Source organism: Sandarakinorhabdus sp. AAP62 (assembly GCF_000331225.1).
GTDB lineage: Bacteria > Pseudomonadota > Alphaproteobacteria > Sphingomonadales > Sphingomonadaceae > Sandarakinorhabdus.
The window spans coordinates 1-22,853 of the sequence record NZ_ANFY01000013.1; the positions used below are offsets into that span (position 1 = coordinate 1).

The window sequence follows — 22,853 nt, forward strand, 5'->3', positions numbered from 1 at the left end:
CCTGCCGCACCTGGCCGAACTGGCGGCCGGCAGCACCACGCTGCCGGCCGACCTGTGGGTGGAAGTGCACGCCGAAAATTTCATGGTCGCGGGCGGGCCACGCCTGGCTGCCCTGCTGGACGTTGCCCGCCGGCATCCGGTTTCCCTGCACGGCGTTGGCCTGGCGCTGGCTGGCACCCGCGGCGCACCGCGGGCGCATCTTCAGCGCCTGCGCCGGCTGTGCGATCTGGTGCAACCTGCACTGCTGTCTGATCATCTGGCCTGGCAAGTGGTGGCTGATGGCGATGCCCGTTGGCATGTGCCGGATTTCCTGCCGTTTCCGCGCACCCGCAAGGCGCTGGCACAAACCATCGCCAATGTCGCCCGCGCGCAGGATGCACTCGGCCGCCGCCTGCTGATCGAAAATCCGTCGCATTATGCCGATGTAGGCGGGCACGACATGTCCGAACCGGCCTTCCTGGCCGAACTGGCACAGGCCAGCGGCTGCGGATTGCTGATTGATGTCAACAATATCCATGTTTCAGCCGCCAATCTGGGGCTGGATGCGCACGGGTTCATCGATCAATTGCCCGCCAGCGCCATCGCCGAAATTCATGTTGCCGGCCACAGCCAGGATGCCGGCAGCAGCCTGCTCATCGACAGCCATGACGCGCCGGTTTCAGCCGATGTCTGGTCACTGGCGGCGCGGCTGCTGGAACGCACCGGCCCGCTGCCGCTGCTGCTGGAACGCGATGACGCGCTGCCGCCACTGGCCGATTTGCTGGCCGAGGCGCAGACGGGCGCGCAGTTGCTGGCCCGGGTGCGCCATGCCGCCTGAACCAGTTCCCTTCGCCACGCCGGCCCGTTTTGAAGCCTGGTATGCCCGGCTGCTGCTGGGCGAGGCCGTGCCGGTTGATGCCGCGCTGCGCCGGGCGGTGGCCGTGCATGCCAACAACGCCATGGCCGCCGCCACCGCTGCATTGGCCAGCAATTTCCCCGTGGTGCGGGCCATGCTGGGCGAAACGGCGTTTGCCAGCCTGGCGGTGCGCCATGCCAGGATGGTGCCGCCCGCCGATCCACGCCTGTGCCTGTATGGCGACGGGCTGGCCGAAACGCTGACGGCCTTCAGCGATCTTGCCGAATGGCCGTGGCTGGCAGACATGGCGCGGCTGGAACGGCTGGTGACAGAGTCTCTGTTTGCCGCCGATCCACCCGAACGGCCACGCCGGCTCACGCCCGGCCGCAGCTGGCCGCTGGCGCCGGCGACGCGCTGGCTGGCGTCGCCGTGGCCGTTGGTCAGCCTGTGGCAGGCGCACCAGCCGGGCGCGCCCTGGCCGGAAGCTTTCCCCAGCCTCGGGGAATTGGCGCTGATCAGCCGGCCCGACGGGGCGGTACAAGTGACATTGTTGCCAGCGGCAGCGGCGGCTCTGCTCACCGCGTTGCATCAGCGCACGCCGCTGGGCCGGATCGCGCCCGACCTTCTGGCCCATCTGCCGGCACTGGCCACAGCCGGCGCCCTTGTTCCCGCCGTTGGAGACTGACGATGAACCCCTATCCCGCCGTGACCGGCCTGCTGTCGCGCATCCCGCAATCCCTGTGGCTGCTGGTCTGCCGGCTGGGCATCGGTGCCATCTTCTTTCTGTCGGGCCGCACCAAGGTCGATGGGCTGCTGACCCTGAAGGACAGCACTTTCTCCTTGTTCGAATATGAATATGCCCTGCCGTTGCTGCCGCCCGACATTGCCGCCTATGCCGGCACCTACGCCGAACATGGTTTGCCCCTCCTGCTGGCGCTCGGCCTGTTCACCCGGCTCGGGGCCATCGGCCTGCTGGCCATGACGGCCACCATCCAGATCTTCGTCTATCCCGATGCCTGGCCCACCCATCTCAGCTGGGCGGCGATCCTGCTGCCGATCATCGCGCGCGGCCCCGGCACGATCTCGCTCGATCATCTGCTGGGCCTTGATCGGGCGCAGGCGGCATGATGCTGGCGGCAGTGCTGCTGGCCGGGGCGTTGGCCTGCCCGGCGACGGGTCTCAGCGTGGCGGTGCTCGGCTCGGGCGGGCCCATTGCCGAAGGCCGTGCCGGGCCGGCCTATCTGGTGCATGTCGAGGGCGCACCGCGCCTGCTCATCGATGCCGGGCCGGGCGCGCTGCTGCGGCTGGGCGAAGCCGGGGTGGCCCCGGAATCACTGGATGCCATCGCGCTGTCGCACCTGCATGTCGATCATGCCGGCGATTTGCCCGCCCTCCTCAAATCCGCCAATTTCGCTGACCCGCCGGCCCGGCTGGCACTGTTCGGGCCCGATGGCCGTGGCCTGTTTCCGGGCCTGCGCCAGCATGTGACGGCCCTGATCAGTGAACGGAGCGACGTCTTTCGCTATCTGGCCGACTGGTTGGCCGGACCAAAGCCTCGGCTGACCATCACCGAAGTGAACAGTGCCGACCCTGATTCACCGCGCGAAACCCTGCTTGTCGATCGCCCGGCCTATCGGCTTTCAGCCGTGGTGGTCCATCACGGCGTGGTGCCCGCATTGGCCTTTGTCGTGCGCAGCGGCGGCCAGACCGCCGTGCTGGCGGGCGACCAGAGCGAATTTTCCACTGGCTTCGATACAGCGCTGGCAGGCAGCCGGCCCGGCCTGCTGATCATGCACCACGCCATTCCCGAAGGGCCGGGCCAGCCGCGCGGCCTGCACCGCCCGCCCGCCCAGTTGGGCGAAGCGGCCGCCAGGCTGGGCGCTGGCCAGCTGGTGCTGTCCCACAACATGAAGCGCGCGCTCGACCGCCAGGCCGAAGGCCTCGCCGCTATCGGCCGCAGCTACCAAGGGCACGTCACCATCGCCGGCGATGGCCAGTGCTTTGCGGCCTTACTGCCGCAGTGACGCCAGCACCGCCGCCGGATCGGCGCGGCGACGGAAATCGATGTCGACATGGGCAAAGCGCGTGCGCCGGCCGACCTCGATGACAAAGGTGGCCGGGATCGGCAGGATGCCGCTGGCCGCGCCATAATGATCCTTCAAATCAAGCCCGGCGCCTGCATATTCGGCCATCAGATCCCTTCCCATGAAGAAGGCCAGGCCCAGCGCCGTGCTGGCGCCGAAATCGACATCGCACAGCACCTCGCCCTGAATGCCGATCCTTTGCGCCATGGCCGCGGCGTGCATGCCGGTTTCCGGCGTGATCACCACCAGCCGACAGCCGGCCTGCTGCAATTGCGGCTGCGCTGCTTGCCAACTGTCCAGTTCGGCGCGGCACCAGGGGCACCATAGGCCGCGATGGAAACTGAGGACGACGGGCCCTTCGCGGCACAACGCCGACAGGCTGCGGGTGCGTCCCCGCCAGTCGGACAGGGCAAAATCCGGGAAGATCTGGCCTGCAATCGGGGCCATCCGGCCCGAACCCAACGCCGCCAGCCGGGCCACAAGCCGGTCGGCCCGCTCGTGCCAGACCGCATCGACCACCGGGCCATTGCGGCGGGGTGCAGCAGGAGCCAAGGGATCAACGCTGCCCATGATCCTCCATAGGCCCGCTCGCCCACCCGCACCAGCGGCCACCCCTCATGGAGTGCATAGACAAATGCTATCGAAAGCAGCCCCGCGGTCAGCCCACGGACTTTTGCATTGACCACATGGTGGGGCCATCCGGGATCTGCCATTCACCTGTCGTGCGGTAGCCCCGCGCGCTGTAGAATTCGACATTCCGCTGCAGGGCCGTTTCCAGATAGATATCCGTGCCGGCCGCAAAGGTTTCGCCGGCCTTCATCATGGCGCTGCCCCACCCATGCCGCTGCTGTTCGGGGGCCACGCCAACGAAATGCACGTGCCAGATCGGCCTGTCGTTCGGCATATGGGCCTTGATGGCATCGGCCAGCGCCGTCACCCGGCCAATGGCGAGGCCAAAGGCCTTGATGGTCTGCAGCGGGCGCAGCAGATAATCGAGGGTCGACGCCGCGCCTTGACCGGGCGGGCGCCAGAACGAGACCGCACTATTGTCCGCCGCCTTCAAGGTGCGGGCCACCGGCAGATCCAGATCGAAATTGAGCGCAAACAGCCGCGGCAGATGGACCCGGCGATCGGCTTCATCCGGCCACAGCCAGGCAAAGATCGGATCGGCGAAGAAGGCGGCGGTCAAGGTCGCGACCAGCGCATCGCGATCAGCGGCAGTGGCGGGCACGAGCTGCTTGTCATCCATGATCTCAGTCTCCGAAGCGTGAGGAAAGATAGGGATTGACGAAGGCCGGATGGACATACGGCTTGAACGCCTCCCACTGGTAGCGCGTTGCGACATCGTGCGGGGTGAGGAAATTGATCTTGCCCCAATGCGCCTTGAACGGGATTCCGGCCTTGTTCAGTTCATCCCACAGGCCATTCAGGTGGGTAACGATCGCGGCCTTTTCCGTATCGTCGAGGTAAAGGGTAAGATACTGGAAATTGAACTTGATGATGTACGGCAAACCCGGCCAGTTCCACGGCGACATCAGATAGCTATCGGTTCGCGTGCATTCGATCTCAACTGCCAGATTGGGCCATTTCTTGGCGTTGAAATAGGTGCGGCACACATCCTGCACCCGCGCCAGATCGGCGGGGTTGAAGCTCCATTCCGCCATGGCGCAGCGCAGGGGCGCCAGCCGATCGCACGGGATCATCAGGCGCATCGGGCCTTTGCCAGCAAGCGGCTGATAATTCGGAATCATTCCCTGGTAGACCGCTTCAAGCGCATCATCGAGGAAGCCGCCGTTGTGGTTCTTGAGCTCTTCCTGCTTGATGTAATGTTTCAGCAACGCCTCCATCTGGTCGGCAGGATAGTCGCCATCGACCGGCGCTTCAGCCACGGCCTTGGCGCTCCACATCAGGCATTTCTCGTCATTCCTGGGCAGCCATTCGATGCGCCAGAAATCATGCGTGTCGCAGGTGTTCTGCAGATTGCCCAGGACATTGCTGTTGTCCTCAAGCGTGAAGCCCGCCTGATAGAAACGCTGCGGCACCAGCGTGAAGCCGACGCGGGTTAGGAAGCCCATGCAGCCCAACGAACAGATCAGCGCCTGAAAGGCCGGCTCATCCCTGGTTACCCGGCGCAGGTCCAGCCGGCCGCCGCTGGGCACCAGATATTCGATCCAGTCCACCAGTTCGTAAACGCTGGCATGGATGGTGGCGCCGGCGGTATTGGTGGAAATCAGGCCGGCCAGCGTTTGCGCATCGGTGCCACCCAGTGCGGTGAGCGACAGGCCGTGCTGGGCGGCACGGAACAGGAAATCATGCGCATGCATCCAGGCGCTGGCCACCACCTGATTGCCATCCACCGTGAACTCCAGGGGTATGCCGCCCAGATCGATCACGATGTCGGATTTGAAGATGTCGGAACAACTGTGCTGGCCGCCCAAGATGCGGATGCGGCCATGGTTGACGGGATCGGCGATCAGGAACGCCAGCGTGGATGCCAACTCATCAAGATCGCGCGGCCGGAAATAGACGACCGGCGCGTAATCCACCATCAAGCCCCAATCCGTGACATTCACGGAGCCATAATAATCGGGCGGCAAGGGATCGCTGGCCATGATCGCATCTTTCAATTGGCGGTTGCAGACAGGGATTCAGCGCGGGCAAGGCCATCGGCCAGCCGTTGCCGGGCCGCAGGATCGCGCAGGGCCGCAAGCGCGCCCAGGCTGGCACCACAGGCCCGCCAGCGCGCCGCCGTTTCTGCCGCTTCGGGCCGATCGGCCAGCGCCTGACCGGCCGCCAGCGCTGCCAGTGCTGCCGGATACATCGGCACCTGCTGCACGGTTTCCTTCAGGATGATGTTGGATTCATCGTACCGGCCAAGGAAGAAGATGCAAAGGCCCATGCCGCCAATGGTGAAGGGCCGCACGATCGAGCGTGGATTGAGCCGCAGCGAGGTTTCGAACCGCTCCAGCCCGCGTTCGAAGCGGCCGGCGACGATGTCGTTCCAGCCGCCCCAGAACAGGGTGCTGGCTGATCCGGGGTTCAGTTCGATGGTGCGGGCAATCAGCCGTTCCACCGTCTCCGGATCGCCGCCGATGCAGCCCAGCGTGGCCCCGGCATAGCCCAGCACACGCACATCATCGCCGGCCACCCGCATCGCCAGCTCATAACAGGCCATCGCCCGCGCCCGTGTCGCCATCGGATCGGGGGCCCAGCCATTCTGGAACAACGTGGCATGGCAGAAACCGGCGAGCGACGCGGCCCAGCCATTGTCGGGCTCCATCGCCAGCACCTGATCGGTGAGCGCGATCGCCTCGTTGAGCGAGGGCGGATCCCAGCGCCGGAACAGCGCATTGGCCCGCCAGTAGAGCGCAGTCGCCGTTGGCGTGATGGTTGGCCGGTCGCTGGCCCGTTTCAGCTCGATCGTATCGATCGAGGAATCGATCATGCCGGCCACTTCATGGGCCACCCGATCCTGCAGGTCGAAGATATGATCCAGCTCGTCATCGAACTTGTCGGCCCACACCTGTTCGCCGGCGATGCCGTCGATCAGCTTGGTGGTGACCCGGATGCGATTGCCGGCGGTGCGGATGCTGCCCTGCAGCAGATAGCGCACGCCCAGTTCGCGGCAGATCTGTTCCGGTTCCTTCTTGCTGTCGCGATAGCCCAGGCTGGATGCACCGGCGATCACGAACAAGGTCTGGAACCGGCTGAGCGCAGTGCTGATTTCCTCGACAATGCCATCAGCCAGATGCTCGGATTGATGCATGGGATCGAGATCGACAAAGGGCAGCACGGCAATGGATGGCTTTGACGGCAGGCTGAAGCTGGCGCCGCGGGCGATCTGCACCGGCGTGGGCTCACCTGCATCGCCATAGACCTTGCGCCGCACATCGGCGACGAAATCCAGCCAGGCGGGATCGGCAACATTGCCGCGCCACAGGCTGAGATCGGGGGTCTGGATCAGTTCGAACATGATTGGCCGCTGGCACGGCTCGATCATCACCGGCATGATGGTGCCGCCGCGATCGGCCAACGTGGCTTCGGCCCGCACCCAACGCGACGCGACCGAGCGTTCGGACCACAATACCACCACCGCCAGCGCATCGCGCAGGGCCTTTTCGGTCACTTCGTCATAGGCATCGCCTGAACGCAGACCGACATCCCACCAGACATCGAAGCCTTCGGCGGCCAGGGCATCGCGAAATCGCAGCGCGATCGGCTGATCCTGGCGATTATAGGACAGGAAAATATCAGGCATCGCATGTTATCCACATGATACCTGCCGACGTGATCCGGCACATTCTGGTATTTCCCCCTCCAACCCGCGAACATCTTCTACGCAAGCGGAGCCAATATCAAGTCATGACAGCAAGCGTGCCACTTGCAATGCCGCGTTGCGCCGATATCATGGCCATGGGCCGATCGTGAATTTGGGGAGAACGGCTTGTGGGCCAGCGATATCGGCAATATCAGGCGGCGTTGGCCGGCATCGCGCTGGCCTTGGCCGGCTGTTCGGGCAGTGGCCCGCCCCGGCTCGGCGCCGCCGCACCGCCTGAAACCGATAGGCTTGGGCAGGGCTGGACAACGCAGCAGCGCCAGATCTGGTATCGCGGCACACAAGGCTCGCGGCTGATTCCGGAACGCTGGCTGCTGGCGCTGGAAGCAGCCGATTCCACCGTGAAGTTCATGGCACCCGAGAATTTCGATCGCTTCAACTATCTGCCCGATCCCCTGCCCCGGCCCGCCCGCACGCCAGCCTGGCCGATCGGATTTGCGCTTGACGCGCAGGATGACCGCAAGCTCGTCGCCACCCAGCTGCGCTGGTACGACAAGCAGGGCAACCGCGAGCCGTGGATCGGCATGGGCTGCGCAGCCTGCCATACCACCAAGATCAGCGTGAACGGCAGCGAATTCCTGGTTGAAGGCGGCGTGTCGATGGCGGATTTCCAGGGCTTCTCGACGGCGCTGCTGAAATCGTTGCAGGCAACCGCCGACGATTCCGCCAAGTTCGACCGCTTTGCCGCTGAGGTGTTGAAGGGTGATGGCCGCAAGGGCCCCAGCGACACGCCGGCCAACCGTGTCCTGCTGAAAACCGCGCTGACGACGCATCTCAAGCATCAGAACCGGCTGGAGTGGTACAACCAGACCGGCGTCGAACCCGGCTATCCGGAACCCAGCGTCTATGGCCATGGCCGCCTGGACGCGGTGGGCCATATCCTCAACAAGATGGCCTATCTGGCTGCCGGCGAAAACAAGGCCATCGACCTTCACGCCAAGCGCCTCGAGCCCAATGCGCCGGTCAGCTATCCCTTCATCTGGAATGCCTCGCAGCACGACCGGCTGCAATGGAATGGCATCGTGCCCAATATCAAGATCTCGCTGGGCCCCGGTGGCCGGGTGGATGCCGGGGCGCTGGTGCGCAATGCCTCGGAAGTCATCGGCGTCTTTGCCGATGTCGATGTCAGTGGCGCCGCCGGATTTGGCGGCTTTGCTTCCAGCGTGGATGTGCGCAGCCTGGTCGGGCTGGAAACCCAACTGGCCACGCTGAAATCGCCGCTGTGGCCGGCCGCCGCCGGCACGCCCGATCCGGGGCTGGTGCGTTGGGGCGAACGCCTGTTCAAGCAGCGCTGTGCCGGTTGCCACGCGCCACTGGCGCAGGATGACGTGAAAACACCGATCAAGGCCGAGATGACACCGATCTGGGGCCCGGGCGGGGTCGGCACCGATCCGTGGATGGCCTGCAACGCCTTTTCCTACCAGGCCAGGGCCGGCTTGCTGACCGGCAGCCGGATCAGCGTTGTTGCCGGCGAGCCGCTGAACGCTATCGAGCCCAACCGCCAGCTGCTGCGGACCGTGACCATCGCGTCACTGCTGGGCCACAAGTGGCAGGAAGTGGGTGCCGCAATCAAGATCGCGCTGGGCGGGAAGGAAGAGATCAGGGTCTATGAAGAGCCCCCGCCGCCACCGCCGCCCCCATCGCAGCCGCCAGTGCGGCTCGGGGCGCAGCGCTATGTCGTTCTCCCGGATCAGATCTCGCGGGACGAGCGGCTGAAAAACTGCATGGATGCGGCCGCGATGATGGATCCGCCGCCGCCACCGCAAGGCGCATCGCCCGACGAGATCGCCAAGTGGCAACGTCGCACGCATGAGATTGACGAAGATCGGCAGGCGCTGGCCTACAAGGCACGTCCGCTCAATGGCATCTGGGCGACCGCGCCCTATTTGCACAACGGGTCGGTGAAATCTCTTTTCGAGATCCTGCTGCCGCCCGGCCAACGCACGGCTTCATTCTGGGTTGGCAATCCCGAACTCGATACCCGCGAGGTGGGGTTCGTGAACCAGCCCAGCGCAACCGGAAGCTGGTTCCGTGTCAGGGATGCCAGCGGCAAGCCGATACACGGCAACAGCAATGCGGGCCACGATTATGGCAATGCCAGCATGACCGACGCCGAGCGCTGGGCACTGGTGGCGTTCATGAAGACGCTCTGAGCATCGGCTGCCGAACCTTATCAGAGAATGGCGCGCCCAGCAGGACTCGAACCTGCGACCCCGAGCTTAGAAGGCACGTGCTCTATCCAGCTGAGCTATGGGCGCGTTGCTGCTGGAAATGCCCGCGAACGGCCCGAAAATCCAGCCCTAGTCGCTGGCCAGGTCGAGATAGTGAGCCACGTCATTGTCGGTCGCGATCCACAGGCCGGCCTGCACGGCTTCGGTTTGTGCTGCCGCGATCGCCAGCGCTTCGTCCAGCGGGCCGTAGAACAGGGTTTCGGCCACCGGATCACCGTCATCGAGATGATAGAGCCGCACCGTCGCCGTGGCGAAGGTGGAACGCATCAGCGGAAATTGTCGGCGTAGGCCTGGATCTTCAGTGTTTTCGGGCCCAGCGGCACGATTTCCACTTCAAGGCCATTGGCCTTCGCATAGGCCAGCGCCGCATCCTGGCTGGCAAAACGCAGCTGGATCTGGCCCGCCGTGAATCCGCTGCCGGTCCAGCCGGTGAGCGGATCGGCCCGCATGCGATCGTCGCGTTCGAACTCCAGCAGCCATTGGCCCGTTTGGGCATGGCCCGATTGCAGGGCGTGCTTGGGACGTTGATAGAGACGGGCGTGCATGGCCTCTCCTTGCCGCGTGCCGCTGGCGCAGGCAAGAGGGAAGCCATGATCCTCGTCACCGGAACCATCCGTCTGCCCGCCGATAGCCTGTCCCGCGCCCTGCCTGCCATGGCGGCGATGGTGGCCGCCAGCCGGGCCGAACCGGGTTGCCTTGCCTACAGCTATGCCCAGGATCTGTTTGATGCCGGCTTGATCCATGTCGTCGAGCGCTGGCGCGACCGGGCGGCGCTGGCGGCGCATTTTGCCACGCCGCACCTGGCGGTGTGGCGGGCGCAATTTGCCGATCTGGGGATCCGCGAGCGGAACCTGGTGTTGCTGGAAGGCGAGACGGAGCCGACCTGAGATCAGTAGGCGCGGTGGATCGCGAACTCGACCGTTTCGGTAAGGGCGTCGCGGGCCGGGCCCTTGGCAAAGCTGCCCAGCACATCGATGGCCCGCTGGCCATAATGGCGGGCGCGCGCCATGGTATCAGCCACCGCATTGGTTTGGCGCAGCAATTCGCCGGCGCGCACCAGTTCGGCGTCGCCATTGGCTCGGCCGGTCATGGCGCGGCGCCAGAATTCGCGCTCATCTTCATTGCCGCGGGCATAGGCCAGGATCACCGGCAGGGTGATCTTGCCGTCGCGGAAATCATCACCAGCATTCTTGCCCATGGTTTCGGCGTCCGACACATAATCGATGGCATCATCGACCAGCTGGAAGGCGATCCCCAGATAGCGGCCATAGCTGGCCAGCGCTTCCTCAGCCTTTTCATCGCGTTCGGCGACCACGCCCGCGATCTGACAGGCCGCGGCAAACAGTGCGGCGGTCTTGGCGCTGATGATGTCGAGATAGCGATCTTCGGTGGTGGTGACGTCGCGCGCGGCAGTGAGCTGCGCCACCTCGCCTTCCGCGATCACGGCAGAGGCGCGGCTGAGAATCTTGAGGACGCGCAGGGAGCCATCCTCCACCATCAGTTCAAAGGCGCGGCTGAACAGGAAATCGCCGACCAGCACGCTGGCCGGATTGCCATAAAGCGCGTTGGCGGTGACCTTGCCGCGGCGCAGGCCCGACGCATCGACAACATCATCGTGCAGCAGGGTGGCGGTGTGAATGAACTCCACGGCCGCGGCCAGCTTGTGATGTCGGCTGCCTTCATAGCCAAGCAGGCTGGCGCAGCCCAGGGTGAGCATCGGCCGCAGCCGCTTGCCACCGCCGGCGATCAGATGGCCCGCCAGTTCCGGAATCAGCGCCACCTGCGACTGCATGCGATCGAGAATGACGTGATTGACCGCGTTCAGCCCCGGCGCGGTGAGGTTCATCAGCGCCTGGATTGACGGTTCGCGGCGAAGGGTATGGACAGTCGCGGTCACGGGGTTTCCTTACCGCAAGTAACGGCCTGTGCAAGCACGGCCTTGCTCCCCGCGCTGCTGTGCCGCAAAAGAACCGCACGGCTTCAGAAGCCCGAATGGGGGAATCAGCGTGACGGATCAGGTGTTGCAGGCCTATCGCGAAAGCATCGACAATATCGATGCCGCGCTGGTGTTCATGCTGGCCGAACGCTTCAAGATCACCCAGGCCGTGGGCCGCCACAAGGCGCAGACCGGCCTGCCGCCGGCCGATCCCAACCGCGAAACCGAACAGATCGCCCGGCTGCGCGCGCTGGCCGCCAGTGCCAATCTGGATCCGGAATTTTCCGAGAAATTCCTGCGTTTCATCATCGATGAGGTGATCCGCCACCATCAGGCAGCGCAGCAATGATCAGGCGGTCTTTGGCAGGCTGAGCACCACCAGCAGCCCGCCCAGATCCTCCGACGTGTCGAGCGCGACGCTGCCGCCATAAAGTTCGGCCACATCCTTGACGATGGCGAGGCCCAGGCCCGTGCCGGGCTTGTCGGTATCCAGCCGTTCGCCGCGTTCAAACAGCCGGCTGCGTTGGGCCGGGGTGATGCCCTTGCCGTCATCCTCGATCAGAATGCGCACCATATCGGCATCGCTTTCCACCGTGATGAACACCCGGCCACCGCCATGCACGGCGGCATTGTCGATCAGATTGCCCAGCATCTCGTCCAGATCCTGACGCTCCCCGCGAAACGCGGCCTCGCGGTCACCCGCCAGATCGATCAGCACCTTGCCCTGGTGGATGCGGCCAACGGTTCGGGCGATGGCTTCCAGCGAGGGCCAGACGGGCGTGCGGGCACTCGACGCGGCCCGTCTGCCGGCAGCGCGGGCGCGGGCCAATTGGTGATCGACATGGCGGCGCATCACCTGCACCTGGGCTTCGATGGTGCGGGCCAGCGGATCGTCGCGGCCACGCGCTTCACCGATCAACACGCTCATCGGGGTCTTCAGGGCATGAGCCAGATTGCCGGCGTGGCGTCGGGCCGCTTCGGATTGGGCTTCACCATGCGCCAGCAACTCGTTGATTTCCGCGACCAGCGGCTCCACTTCGATCGGAAACTGTTCTTCCACTCGCTTCGCCTCGCCCGAACGGATGGCGGCAATCGCCTTTGATACCCGGCGCAACGGTGCCAGGCCATAGATGGACTGCAGGCCAACCATGATGATCAGGCCGATGCCCAGCACCCCCAGGCTCCAGCCGACGACGGTACGGGTGCGCGCCAGTTGCCGGTTGAGATCGCGGCTGGATTGCGCCACCTGGAACAGGAAGGGCTGCGTGGCGCCCGGCAGGCGCACACTGCGCGCGATCACCCGCAGCGTTTCGCCGGGAAACTGCGTGCTTTCATATTTGCAGGGCGTGCGGCAATCCTGATTGCCTGGCGCCGGTGCCAGTTCGCGATCCCACAGGCTGCGCGACGGAAACGGCGCATGGCCGCCGCCCGACACCTGCCAGTAGAGGCCGGAATAAGGCTCGGCAAAGCGCTGATCGCCCAGCGGCCTGAGCAGGCGCACATCGCCCACCTCGTCCAGCTCGGCGGCGTTGATCATCGCATTCAGGTTATTGGCCAGCTGCTCATCGAAGCTGGCGGTGAGCGTATCATCGAGCACGCGCACCAAAGCCAGCCCGCCCACGCCCAGCAACATGGTGATCCACACCGACGCAATCAGCACCATGCGCCGCTGCAGCGAGCGGCGCGTGCTGACCGCCGGTTCAGAGCTGATCGTTGAGACTGTAACCAAGGCCGCGCGTGGTCATGATCAGATCGGCACCCAATTTCTTGCGGATGCGCGTGATGAACACCTCGATCGTGTTGGAATCGCGGTCGAAATCCTGATCGTAAATATGTTCGATCAGCTCGGTGCGGCTGACCACCTTGCCCTTGTGATGCATCAGATAGCTGAGCAGCTTGAATTCCTGCGCCGTCAGCTTCACCGGTTCGCCGTTCAGCGTCACACGGCCGGAGCGGCCATCAAGGCGCACACCGCCAGCAGTGAGTTCCGAGGTCGCCTGTCCGGCGGCGCGGCGGATGATGGCGCGCAGGCGGGCCACCAGTTCCTCCACCTGGAAAGGCTTGGCGAGATAATCATCGGCGCCGGCATCAAGGCCAGCCACCTTGTCGGACCAGCTGTCGCGCGCGGTGAGCACCAGCACCGGCATCACCCGGCCTTCCCGGCGCCAGCGATCCAGCACGGTCAACCCATCAAGGCCGGGCAAGCCCAGATCCAGGATCACGGCGTCATAGGCTTCATTGGCGCCCAGATAATGGCCTTCTTCACCATCGCCGGCGGTGTCCACGGCATAGCCGGCCTGTTCCAGCGCGTTTTTCAACTGGCGGCGCAGATTGGGTTCGTCTTCGACGATCAGTATTCGCATCGGGCCCCATCCAGGAAGAAGCGGTTTCCAGGCAGTCCGGCAGCGCTGGCTGCCGCTGCCACCTGCATCTCAATAACTTTGCCGGCGTCGCACCGGATCGCCCGTGCGGGCATCAACATCGACATTGACCAGGGCCCCATCGCGCACGAACCGGAAACGATAGGTGCGGCTGTTCTGGTCAAACTGCACGCCAACATATTCGCCCCGGTTCTGCTGCACCACGCGGCGCTGGATGGATTCCAGCGGCATGATCTCCCCGGCGCGCACCATTTCCTGCACGTCATTGGGGCCAGCCACGGCAGCGGCAGGCGCCATCAGCACGAGGGCGACACAGAAAAACAAATGGTTACGCACACGCATGGCCTCGTCGTTCGACCTCGCTGAAACGGCTTCAACTTCGGCTGTCATGGTTGCCACCCTGCCGGCTGCCGCTTGAACCCGCCCTGAACATGAACGACATTCACGCACGCAGCAGACGCAGGTCTTGTGCCGCATCAAGGGCTGCAACGCAACCACTGCCTCTTGCCAGCTTGGCCCGGACAGGCCACTGCCCTGCCCCCATGTCCACTCCTCGTCCTGAACCCGTCTTCACCCTTGAAGCCATCGGCCTGAAGAACGGCGCCGGCTGGCTGTTCCAGGGCCTGTCGCTCACCCTTGATGCCCGCGACCGCGTTGCCCTGATCGGTCGCAACGGCGCCGGCAAATCCACATTGCTGAAGATCATCGATGGCAGCATCGAACCCGATCAGGGCCGGCGCGCACTGTCGGGCGGCCTGAAGATCGGCCGGCTGGAACAGGATCCGCCGATGGGCGATTTCGAAGTCCTCGAAGATTATGTGCTGGCCGGCGGCGCGCAGCCGCATGAAGTGGCAGCACTGGCTGATCAGATCGGGCTGGATCTGGCCCGCCCCGCCGCCACCGCATCGGGCGGAGAGCGTCGCCGGGCCGCGCTGGTGCGGGTGCTGGCCGAAGCGCCCGATCTGCTGCTGCTGGATGAGCCGACCAACCATCTTGATATCAGCGCCATCGAATGGCTGGAAAACTGGCTCGACCGCAGCCGCTGTGCGCTGGTGGTGATCAGCCACGATCGCGCCTTTCTCACCCGGCTGACGAAGAATTGCCTGTGGCTCGATCGTGGCATGCTTCGCCGTGCCGAAGTCGGCTTTGGCGGCTTCGATGCCTGGTCGGAAGCGGTGGCCGCCGAGGAAGAACGAACGGCCCAGCGGCTGGACACGAAATTGCGGGCCGAGGAACATTGGCTGCAGCGCGGTGTCACCGCCCGGCGCAAGCGCAACATGGGGCGACTGGCCAAGCTGATGGACCTGCGCGAAACCCGCCGCAGCCTGGATCGCGGACCGACATCGGCCCGCATCGCCACCGAATCCAGCGACCCCGGCTCGAAAATCCTGATCGATGCCAAGGCGATTTCGCTGGCCTTCGGTGATCGCACCATCCTCAAGGATTTTTCCCTGCGCATCCGCAAGGGAGACCGGATCGGCATTGTCGGCCCCAACGGCGCCGGCAAATCGACCCTGATCAAGCTGCTGCTCGGCCAGATCACGCCCGACAGCGGCACGATCACCCGCAGCGCCGCATTGGCCCCCACCATCATCGATCAGCACCGCCAGCGGCTGAAGGGCCGCACCGTGCGCGAAGTGTTGGCCGATGGCGGCGAATGGCTGGAAGTGAACGGATCGAAGAAGCATGTCGCCGGATACCTCAAGGAATATCTGTTCGAACCCGGCGTGCTCGATGCGGCGGCCGAAACCCTGTCGGGCGGCGAACAATCGCGCCTGTTGCTGGCCCGCGAATTCGCCACGCCATCGAACCTGATGGTGCTGGACGAACCGACCAACGATCTCGACATGGAAACGCTCGACCTGATCGAGGAGGTGATCGGCGATTATGACGGCACCGTGCTGCTCGTCAGCCACGACCGCTCGTTCCTCGACCGGGTGGTGACGATGATCGTCGCGCTTGATGGCCACGGCAAGGCGGAGGTGAGCGTGGGCGGCTGGAGCGACTGGGTGGCGCGGCAGGCGCCGGCGGTGGCGGCCAGCAAGGGCGGCCGTTCGGTTGCGCCTGGCCCCAGTGCGCCCAAAAAGGCCGGCAAGCTCAGCTACAAGGATGCGCGTGAACTCGCCGAACTGCCCGGCCGGATCGAGACGCTGAGCAAGGACATCGCCGCCCGCGAGGCCGCGCTGGCCGATCCCGATCTCTATGCGAAGAACCCGGCGCGCTTTGCGGCCGTGATGGCCGAACTCGATCGCCTGCGCGAAACGCTGGACGCTGCCGAACTGCGCTGGCTGGCGCTGGCCGAGATGGAAGCGGCGCTGGCGGGTTGAAGCCGCTCAGGCGACTTCGACGCCCGGCGGCACGTCCGGCTCGATATGGCTTGGCACCACAACCCGCAGCGGCGCCGGCGCCACGCGGCGTGTGTCGTGGCTGCGGATGAATTTCTCCATCACCGGCGCAATCTGTTCGCGCCACTTGCGACCGTTGAAGATGCCATAATGGCCGGCACCAACGGCGAGATGATATTGCTTCTTCGCCTTGGGCAGGTTCACCGCCAGATCAAGGGCAGCCCTGGTCTGGCCGATGCCCGAAATATCATCGCGCTCGCCTTCGATGGCGAGCAACGCCGTACGGGAAATCTTGGCCGGATCGGCGATGCGACCGCGATGTTCGAACTGGCCAGTGGCCAGCGCCTGACGCTGGAACACCAGATCGATGGTCTGCAGGTAGAATTCCGCGGTCATGTCGCACACGGCGCGATATTCGTCATAGAAGGCCTTGGTGGAATCAGCTGACTCCTCGTCGCCGTCCACCAGATGCTTGAACATTTCCCAGTGCGATTTCATGTGGTTGGCCAGGTTCATCGACATGAAGCCGGACAATTGCAGATAGCCGGGATAGACCTTGCGGCCAGCACCGGGATACATCGGCGGCACTTCCTGGATCACCGTATGTTCAAACCAGGCAAAAGGCCGCTTGAACGCCAGATCATTCACCGATGTCGGCGCCTTGCGGGTATCGACCGGGCCACCCATCAGAGTCAGGCTGGGCGGCGTGCAGGGGTGATCATCCTCGTTCATCAACGCCACCGCGGCCAGCGCCGGCACCGAAGGCTGGCACACCGCCAGCATGTGCGTATCCGGGCCAAGCGCTTCCAGGAACTCGATCAGATAATCGACATAGTCGTTCAGATCGAAGCGGCCGGCGCTGAGCGGCACCAGGCGGGCATCGCGCCAATCGGTGATATAGACTTCGTGATCGGGCAGCAGCCGCTCCACCGTGCCACGCAGCAGGGTGGCATAATGGCCCGACATCGGCGCCACGATCAGGATGCGCGGATCGCGGCGGCCCGACACGGCGCGCTGGAAATGCTTCAACTGGCCAAAGGGCTTCCGGACCGAGACAACTTCCGACACCGGCACCGACACGCCATCCACAATGGTGGCATTGAGACCAAAGGGCGGCTTGCCGCGCACTTCCACCGTGTGGGCAAACACCTCCAGCGCCCGCGCCATCGACGGCGCCGTGGGTGACCAAGCCAGCGGATTGGCATAGCTGAGCAGCCAATCCGAGCTGGACTGAGCCGCCAGGCCCATCCCCGCCAGCCATGCTTTCTGCATCTCAAAGGCGGTATAAAGCATCATCAGTCCTTCTGGCGGGGCGACATCATGGTTGCACTGCCATATCGCAGGTGCAGCATAAACCGTTATTCGCATCGGCACGGCATTAAACCGTCGCAATGCAACAAATATGCAACGGCCGCGCCCGCCATAGTTTATCCCAAGGCTCGGCCATTGAGTGTGGACCGGTCGCCTGTTATCAGCCGTCATGGCTTCCCGACCACCCAAGCCGCCGCTGCCACCACCAGCCGAGCGCAAATTCTCCCGCCTCAAGATCTTGTGGCGGTTTGCCCGTGCCTACCCGCTACAGCTGGTGGCCGCGCTGTCTGCCCTGTGCCTGGCCGCAGTCACCACCCTGGCCATCCCGCAGGGGCTGAAGATGGTGGTGGACAATGGCTTTGCCCGCGGCAGTGACCCCGAAGCCATCGCGCCCTTCTTCACCGTGTTCCTCGGTCTGGTCGGCCTGTTGGGTGTGGCGACGGCCGTGCGCTTCTATTTCGTGTCGTGGATTGGCGAGCGTGTGGTGGCCGATCTTCGTACCGCAGTGCAGCGTCATCTGGTGTCGCTGGACCCGGTGTTCTTCGAGGAAAACCGCCCAGCCGAAATCGCCAGCCGCATCACGTCCGACACCTCGATCATCGAACAGGTGGTCGGCACCTCTTCCAGCCTGGCGCTGCGCAACACGGTGATGGGCATTGGCGGCATCGGCTACATGTTCTGGGTGTCTCCGCGCCTCACCCTGCTGATGCTGCTGGTGATCCCGCTCACCATCGGGCCGATCCTGTTCCTCGGCCGCAAGGTGCGCGATATCAGCCGCGCCAGCCAGGATCGCGTGGCCGACATGGGCACCATGGTGTCCGAAGTGCTGGGCGCGATCCGCATCGTGCAGGCCTTCACCCAGGAAGGCCGCGAAGCCAGCCGCTTTGGCGCCGCGGTCGAACGCAGCTTCGATACCGCCAAGCGCCGCATCCGCCTGCGCGCGGTGATGACCGCGCTGGTGATTACCCTGGTGTTCGGCGCCATCACGCTGGTGCTGTGGCAGGGCGCGCTGGACGTGATCTCGGGCCGTCTGTCGGGCGGCGCCATTGCCGCCTTCGTCTTTGCAGCCGCGATCGTGGCCGGCGCCTTCGGCACGCTGTCGGAAGTCTATGGCGATTTCATGCGTGCGGCCGGTGCAGCTGGCCGCATGGAAGAATTGCTGGCCGCCCGCCCGCTGATCCGGGCCCCCGCCGATCCCATCCCGCTGCCCGTCCCGGCGCGGGGCGAGCTGGAACTGGCGGGCGTGCATTTCCACTACCCGTCCAAGCCGGACGCGCCGGCCCTGAACGGCTTCACCCTCACCGTGAAACCGGGCGAGACCGTGGCCGTGGTGGGCCCTTCCGGTGCCGGCAAATCGACCCTGTTCCAGCTGGTACAGCGTTTCTATGATCCGGAAGGCGGCGAACTGCGGCTCGATGGCGTGCCCTACCGTGACGCCGATCCGCATCAGATCCGCGAGCGCATCGCGGTGGTGCCGCAGGAAACGGTGATCTTTGCGACCTCGGCGCTGGAAAATATCCGCTATGGCCGGCCCGAGGCCAGCGAAGCCGAAGTCTGGGCCGCCGCCGAAGCCGCCCACGCCGATATCTTCCTGAAGGACCTGCCCGAAGGCATCCACAGCTTCCTGGGCGAAAGCGGCACACGGCTGTCGGGCGGCCAGCGCCAACGCGTGGCCATCGCCCGCGCTATCCTGCGCAATGCGCCGATCCTGCTGCTGGATGAAGCCACCAGCGCGCTCGACGCCGAAAGCGAGCAACTGGTGCAAGGCGCGCTCGACGAGCTGATGAAGCACCGCACCACACTGGTCATCGCCCACCGCCTCGCCACCGTGCGCAATGCCGATCGCATCGTGGTGATGGACAAGGGCCGCATCGTTGCCGAAGGCACGCACGACAGCCTGATGGCCGGCGGCGGGCTCTACGCTCGCCTGGCGCGACTGCAGTTCGATCAGATCGCCGCCTGATAGCAGGCATCCAAAGGTTCAGACAAAAATTGCCTCCGGCGGCCAGGGGCTGAGCCCCTGGACCCACTTTCGTTGGTGCGCGCTCCACGACGAAAATCGGGCATAAAGCACAAGAAAAACAAAAGGGTGCAGGCCTCAGGCCTGCCCGCCGGAGGCATTGCTTCCTTCTACTTCAAGCCCTACTCGCGGAAAGGTAAAATCACCGGGACTTGGCATGAGACGGCTTACTGCGCGGTAAAGCCGCCATCCACGACCAGTTCGGCGCCGGTGATGAAGCTGGCATCGTCGCTGGCCAGGAAGGCGATGGCATCGGCAATCTCGCGCGGTACGCCAAAGCGGCCCAGCGCATGCGCGTTCATCAAGGCGACCCGCATCTCGTTGCCATCTTCACGTTCGGCCAGTGCATTGCTCACCATCGGCGTGTCGATGAAGCCGGGATGCACGCTGTTGACCCTTATGCCGAGCGGCGCCCATTCCAACGCGGCCGCCTTGGTGAGCAGGGTCACGCCGCCCTTCGAGGCGCAATAGGCCGCCGCGCCGGCCATGCCGACCTTGCCGAGGATGGAGCTGAGGTTGATCACGCTGCCGCCGCCCCCATTGGCATTGCTGGCCGCAATGCGCGGACCGGCATGGCGCAGGCCAAGGAACACGCCATCCAGATTGACGGCGAGGATCTGCCGCCAGGCATCATAGCTGTGATCCATCAATTCGTGACGGCCGCCGGCCACCCCGGCGTTGTTCACCAATATGTCGAGCCGGCCAAAATCAGCGACGGCGTGCTCGACGGCTGCCGCCCAATCGGGATGGCTGGTGACATCGTGCAGGCGAAAGGCGGCCGTGCCGCCAGCGCTGACGATGCTGGCAGCAACCTCTTCGCCAGCGAGATCGCGGTCGGTGAGCAACACCGCTGCGCCGTCGCGAGCCAGCCGCCGCGCCGTTGCAGCGCCGAGACCGGATGCTGCGCCGGTGACCAGCGCCACCTTGCCTGAGAGTCGAGCCATGGTTTGATCCTCCCTTTGTGATCGGGAGGGTAAGACGGAACGGCGGCGACGTCTCCCCTCCCGCTTGCGGGAGGGGTTGGGGGTGGGGCGATTGGGGAATTTGGCGCTTGTGGGCGCGGCCGGCGGCGGAGCCGCCGAGTCCGCTTGTCGTGAGAAGGAAGAAGGGAAGGAAGAGCGTGGCGGAGCCACGCCGTCGGACAGGCAAGAAAAAGGGCGGCCTGATGGGGCCGCCCTTTTCTTCCTGCCGTCCGATCTTGCCGGAGTCGGAAGATAACGCTTCGCGTTACCTTCGCGCCCGGCGGCGATCAGTTCGCGTAGGCTTCGTTGCCCACGAAACCCATCTTCTCGATGCCAGCCTGTTGCGCCGCGGCCATCACCTGATCGACGATGACATATTTGGCTTCCGCCTCGGGGCGCATCCGCAGTTCCGGCTGCTCCGGCATGGCCGCTGCCTGCTTCAGGTAACCCTTCAGCGTCGGCATGTCGACTTCGGTCTTGTTCCAATAGATATTGCCCAGAAAATCGATGTCGATCTGATTGAACACCGGATCGGGCTGGTTCGTGTTGTTCGGATTCGGCGGCGGCAGGTCCAGCTTCACAGCGTGGGTCTGCACCGGAATGGTGATGATGAACATGATGAGCAGAACGAGCATGACGTCGATCAACGGCGTCGTGTTCATGTCCACCATCGGATTGTCGTCACCACCTTCTTTGCCAACTGACATGGCCATTGGCCAAACTCCCGTTATCAGGCGGCACCAGCACTGCCGGTGCCGCCAATTTCTGGTTTAGCGCGAAACGAAGCCTGGCACCGGTTCCGAAATGAAACCGACCTTCAGGAAGCCGGCCCGCTGCATGGTGAAGACAACCCCACCGATGCAGCGATAGGCCACGTCCTTGTCACCACGGATATGCACTTCCGGCAGTTCGATCTTGCCACCCAGGGCTTCCTGGCGGGCAATCTCGTCCTTCAGCGCCTTGACGCCGCGGTCGAGCAGTTCCTGCTTCGACTCCACCCGGGTTTGCGCCCAGTAAGTGTCGCAGTTCCCGTCCACCGAAATCAGCACGTTCTCCGGCTTGGTGGTGGTGGGCAGGTTTGTCACCGTCGGCAGCGTCAGCGGCACGGTCTGGATAACGACCGGCACCGTGATCAGGAAGATGATGAGGAGCACCAGCATGACGTCGACGAGCGGCGTCGTGTTGATCTCGTTCATCGGCGCATTCTCGTCCGAACTGTCCTTGCCGATACTCATTCCCATCGGACTGTCTCCCTATGCGGCGATCAGACCGATTACTTCTTGGCAGCAGGAGCAGCAGCGGCCGGAGCAGCAGCAACCGGACGCTGGATGCGCGCACCGGAAACCAGAGCACCATGCACGTCAGACGTGAAGTTGTTCAGGCGGGTGGCGATGTCCTTGTTGCGGCTGATCAGCCAGTTGTAGCCGAGCACGGCGGGCACGGCCACGGCCAGACCCAGAGCGGTCATGATCAGCGCTTCACCGACCGGACCGGCGACCTTGTCGATCGAGGCCTGGCCAGCAAGGCCGATGTTGATCAGGGCGCGATAGATGCCGACGACGGTGCCGAACAGACCGACGAACGGCGAGGTCGAACCGACCGAGGCCAGGAACGAGAAGCCGGTGGTCAGCTTGCCATTGATCAGGCCGACCGAACGGTTCAGAGCCATCGTCACCCACTCGTGCTGATCGATCTTGTCGGTCAGGCGGCCTTCGTGGTGATCCGAAGCACGCAGGCCGTCATCAACGATCTGGCGGAACGGCGAATTCTTGTCCAGCTTCGAAGCGCCGGTCTTCAGGTCGGAAGCGGTCCAGAATTTCTTTTCCAGTTCCATGGCTTCGGCCATGATCTTACGCTGGTCAAGGAACTTGGTGATGATGATGAACCAGCTGTAGAGCGACATGAACACCAGGAGGCCGAACACGGACCAGGCAATGATGCCCCCCTGCTCAAGGGCGGCCATCAGGCCATAGGGGTTTTCTGCGGCTTCAGTCTGCATTGTCTTCTTCCCTCGGTTATTGTTTGGAACTGGCCCCCTGGCCAGACCCTCATGGATGGGTGGATCAGTTGGTCAGGCGCCAGCGCACCGGCTGGGTCTTGCGTTCCGGGACGGGCTGGCCGTCACGAGTGGCCGGATTGAACCGGAAACGACGCTGGATGATCGAGCAGGTCGCATCATCAAGACGCTTGAAGCCGCTGGACTGCACCACTTCGCAGCCCGTCACGCGGCCATCGGTGCCCACCACGTAGGACACTCGGGTCACGCCTTCTTCCTCGGCAGCGCGCGAGGCGCTGGGATAATCATCGTCCGAGAAGACGTTGCCACGGCCCTTGGGCGTTGCCGGCTGCGGCGCCACGGCGGGCGGCGCAGGCGGCGCGGGCGGGGCCGGCGGCGCCACGACGGGCGGATCC

Annotated in this window: 25 protein-coding genes and 1 tRNA gene; 9 read left to right on the forward strand and 17 right to left on the reverse strand. The window is 64.6% G+C overall.

Going from position 1 to position 22,853, the window contains the following annotated elements:
• The 4 genes from D619_RS16635 to D619_RS0112770 all read left to right on the forward strand — a co-directional run.
• A partial coding sequence (locus tag D619_RS16635) for a DUF692 family multinuclear iron-containing protein (protein ID WP_017668987.1) occupies positions 1-817 on the forward strand: 817 nt, incomplete at its 5' end.
• Entirely contained in the window at positions 807-1,520 is a 714-nt protein-coding gene (locus D619_RS16640) for a DUF2063 domain-containing protein (RefSeq protein WP_017668988.1), read from the forward strand. The genes D619_RS16635 and D619_RS16640, both read left to right, overlap by 11 nt.
• A 2-nt stretch (positions 1,521-1,522) precedes the next feature.
• Positions 1,523-1,963, forward strand: a complete 441-nt coding sequence (locus D619_RS16645; RefSeq protein ID WP_017668989.1) for a DoxX family protein — start codon at positions 1,523-1,525, stop codon at positions 1,961-1,963.
• Positions 1,960-2,859: an MBL fold metallo-hydrolase gene (locus tag D619_RS0112770; protein ID WP_017668990.1), complete on the forward strand. Its 900-nt coding sequence runs from the start codon at positions 1,960-1,962 to the stop codon at positions 2,857-2,859. Before D619_RS16645 ends, D619_RS0112770 begins: the two co-directional genes overlap by 4 nt.
• On the opposite strand, the gene D619_RS0112775 is transcribed toward D619_RS0112770, so the two are convergent.
• From D619_RS0112775 to D619_RS0112790, 4 genes are all read right to left on the reverse strand, one after another.
• A complete protein-coding gene (locus tag D619_RS0112775; protein ID WP_017668991.1) occupies positions 2,845-3,489 on the reverse strand; it encodes a peroxiredoxin-like family protein in 645 nt (214 codons plus the stop codon). The genes D619_RS0112770 and D619_RS0112775 overlap by 15 nt on opposite strands.
• Positions 3,490-3,577: 88 nt before the next feature.
• Positions 3,578-4,168 (reverse strand): GNAT family N-acetyltransferase, encoded by a 591-nt coding sequence (locus tag D619_RS0112780; RefSeq protein WP_017668992.1) that lies wholly within the window; start codon positions 4,166-4,168, stop codon positions 3,578-3,580.
• Positions 4,169-4,172: 4 nt separating this feature from the next.
• Entirely contained in the window at positions 4,173-5,531 is a 1,359-nt protein-coding gene (locus D619_RS0112785) for an FAD-binding protein (protein ID WP_152417451.1), read from the reverse strand.
• An 11-nt stretch (positions 5,532-5,542) separates the two neighbouring features.
• Complete coding sequence (locus D619_RS0112790; protein WP_017668994.1) at positions 5,543-7,177, reverse strand: TIR domain-containing protein; 1,635 nt, start codon at positions 7,175-7,177, stop codon at positions 5,543-5,545.
• A 188-nt stretch (positions 7,178-7,365) separates the two neighbouring features.
• Here D619_RS0112790 and D619_RS0112795 point away from each other — a divergent pair, with 188 nt between their 5' ends.
• Positions 7,366-9,408: a di-heme-cytochrome C peroxidase gene (locus tag D619_RS0112795; protein ID WP_017668995.1), complete on the forward strand. Its 2,043-nt coding sequence runs from the start codon at positions 7,366-7,368 to the stop codon at positions 9,406-9,408.
• A 28-nt stretch (positions 9,409-9,436) separates the two neighbouring features.
• Here D619_RS0112795 and D619_RS0112800 read toward each other — a convergent pair.
• From D619_RS0112800 to D619_RS0112810, 3 genes are all read right to left on the reverse strand, one after another.
• Positions 9,437-9,513 (reverse strand) — tRNA-Arg (locus D619_RS0112800).
• A gap of 42 nt (positions 9,514-9,555) precedes the next feature.
• Positions 9,556-9,753 (reverse strand): hypothetical protein, encoded by a 198-nt coding sequence (locus tag D619_RS0112805; RefSeq protein ID WP_017668996.1) that lies wholly within the window; start codon positions 9,751-9,753, stop codon positions 9,556-9,558.
• Positions 9,753-10,031 (reverse strand): NADH dehydrogenase ubiquinone Fe-S protein 4, encoded by a 279-nt coding sequence (locus D619_RS0112810; protein ID WP_017668997.1) that lies wholly within the window; start codon positions 10,029-10,031, stop codon positions 9,753-9,755. The genes D619_RS0112805 and D619_RS0112810 overlap by 1 nt, the downstream gene beginning before the upstream one ends.
• Positions 10,032-10,076: 45 nt before the next feature.
• Here D619_RS0112810 and D619_RS0112815 point away from each other — a divergent pair, with 45 nt between their 5' ends.
• Positions 10,077-10,373, forward strand: coding sequence for a putative quinol monooxygenase (locus D619_RS0112815; RefSeq protein WP_017668998.1), 297 nt, complete (start codon positions 10,077-10,079; stop codon positions 10,371-10,373).
• Between the two features lie 2 nt (positions 10,374-10,375).
• Here D619_RS0112815 and D619_RS0112820 read toward each other — a convergent pair whose 3' ends face one another.
• Positions 10,376-11,383, reverse strand: coding sequence for a polyprenyl synthetase family protein (locus D619_RS0112820; protein ID WP_017668999.1), 1,008 nt, complete (start codon positions 11,381-11,383; stop codon positions 10,376-10,378).
• Positions 11,384-11,492: 109 nt separating this feature from the next.
• Between D619_RS0112820 and D619_RS0112825 the strand changes: the two genes are divergently transcribed.
• Positions 11,493-11,771 carry a chorismate mutase gene (locus tag D619_RS0112825; protein WP_017669000.1) on the forward strand — a complete coding sequence of 93 codons (279 nt, stop codon included), beginning with the start codon at positions 11,493-11,495 and terminating at the stop codon, positions 11,769-11,771.
• Here the strand turns inward: D619_RS0112825 and D619_RS0112830 are convergent, their stop codons facing one another.
• The 3 genes from D619_RS0112830 to D619_RS0112840 all read right to left on the reverse strand — a co-directional run bounded on the left by D619_RS0112830 (position 11,772) and on the right by D619_RS0112840 (position 14,193).
• A complete protein-coding gene (locus D619_RS0112830) occupies positions 11,772-13,085 on the reverse strand; it encodes a HAMP domain-containing sensor histidine kinase (protein WP_017669001.1) in 1,314 nt (437 codons plus the stop codon).
• A gap of 37 nt (positions 13,086-13,122) precedes the next feature.
• Positions 13,123-13,785 (reverse strand): response regulator transcription factor, encoded by a 663-nt coding sequence (locus D619_RS0112835; RefSeq protein WP_017669002.1) that lies wholly within the window; start codon positions 13,783-13,785, stop codon positions 13,123-13,125.
• A gap of 69 nt (positions 13,786-13,854) precedes the next feature.
• Positions 13,855-14,193 (reverse strand): hypothetical protein, encoded by a 339-nt coding sequence (locus D619_RS0112840; RefSeq protein ID WP_152417452.1) that lies wholly within the window; start codon positions 14,191-14,193, stop codon positions 13,855-13,857.
• A 152-nt stretch (positions 14,194-14,345) separates the two neighbouring features.
• Here D619_RS0112840 and D619_RS0112845 point away from each other — a divergent pair, with 152 nt between their 5' ends.
• Positions 14,346-16,130: an ATP-binding cassette domain-containing protein gene (locus D619_RS0112845; RefSeq protein WP_017669004.1), complete on the forward strand. Its 1,785-nt coding sequence runs from the start codon at positions 14,346-14,348 to the stop codon at positions 16,128-16,130.
• 6 nt (positions 16,131-16,136) lie between these two features.
• On the opposite strand, the gene phaZ is transcribed toward D619_RS0112845, so the two are convergent.
• On the reverse strand, positions 16,137-17,441 hold the full coding sequence (gene phaZ / locus D619_RS16650) for a polyhydroxyalkanoate depolymerase (protein ID WP_081587166.1): 1,305 nt from the start codon (positions 17,439-17,441) through the stop codon (positions 16,137-16,139).
• Positions 17,442-17,628: 187 nt separating this feature from the next.
• Here phaZ and D619_RS0112855 point away from each other — a divergent pair, with 187 nt between their 5' ends.
• Positions 17,629-19,422: an ABC transporter transmembrane domain-containing protein gene (locus tag D619_RS0112855; RefSeq protein ID WP_017669006.1), complete on the forward strand. Its 1,794-nt coding sequence runs from the start codon at positions 17,629-17,631 to the stop codon at positions 19,420-19,422.
• A 224-nt stretch (positions 19,423-19,646) separates the two neighbouring features.
• Here the strand turns inward: D619_RS0112855 and D619_RS0112860 are convergent, their stop codons facing one another.
• The 5 genes from D619_RS0112860 to D619_RS16655 form a co-directional block, all read right to left on the reverse strand.
• On the reverse strand, positions 19,647-20,423 hold the full coding sequence (locus tag D619_RS0112860; RefSeq protein WP_026091036.1) for an SDR family NAD(P)-dependent oxidoreductase: 777 nt from the start codon (positions 20,421-20,423) through the stop codon (positions 19,647-19,649).
• 305 nt (positions 20,424-20,728) lie between these two features.
• Positions 20,729-21,154: a biopolymer transporter ExbD gene (locus D619_RS0112865; RefSeq protein ID WP_017669008.1), complete on the reverse strand. Its 426-nt coding sequence runs from the start codon at positions 21,152-21,154 to the stop codon at positions 20,729-20,731.
• Positions 21,155-21,211: 57 nt separating this feature from the next.
• Positions 21,212-21,682 carry a biopolymer transporter ExbD gene (locus tag D619_RS0112870; protein ID WP_026091037.1) on the reverse strand — a complete coding sequence of 157 codons (471 nt, stop codon included), beginning with the start codon at positions 21,680-21,682 and terminating at the stop codon, positions 21,212-21,214.
• Positions 21,683-21,714: 32 nt separating this feature from the next.
• Positions 21,715-22,440, reverse strand: coding sequence for a MotA/TolQ/ExbB proton channel family protein (locus D619_RS0112875; RefSeq protein WP_017669010.1), 726 nt, complete (start codon positions 22,438-22,440; stop codon positions 21,715-21,717).
• Positions 22,441-22,504: 64 nt separating this feature from the next.
• The coding region (locus D619_RS16655; protein ID WP_017669011.1) for an energy transducer TonB at positions 22,505-22,853 on the reverse strand (349 nt) is incomplete at its 5' end.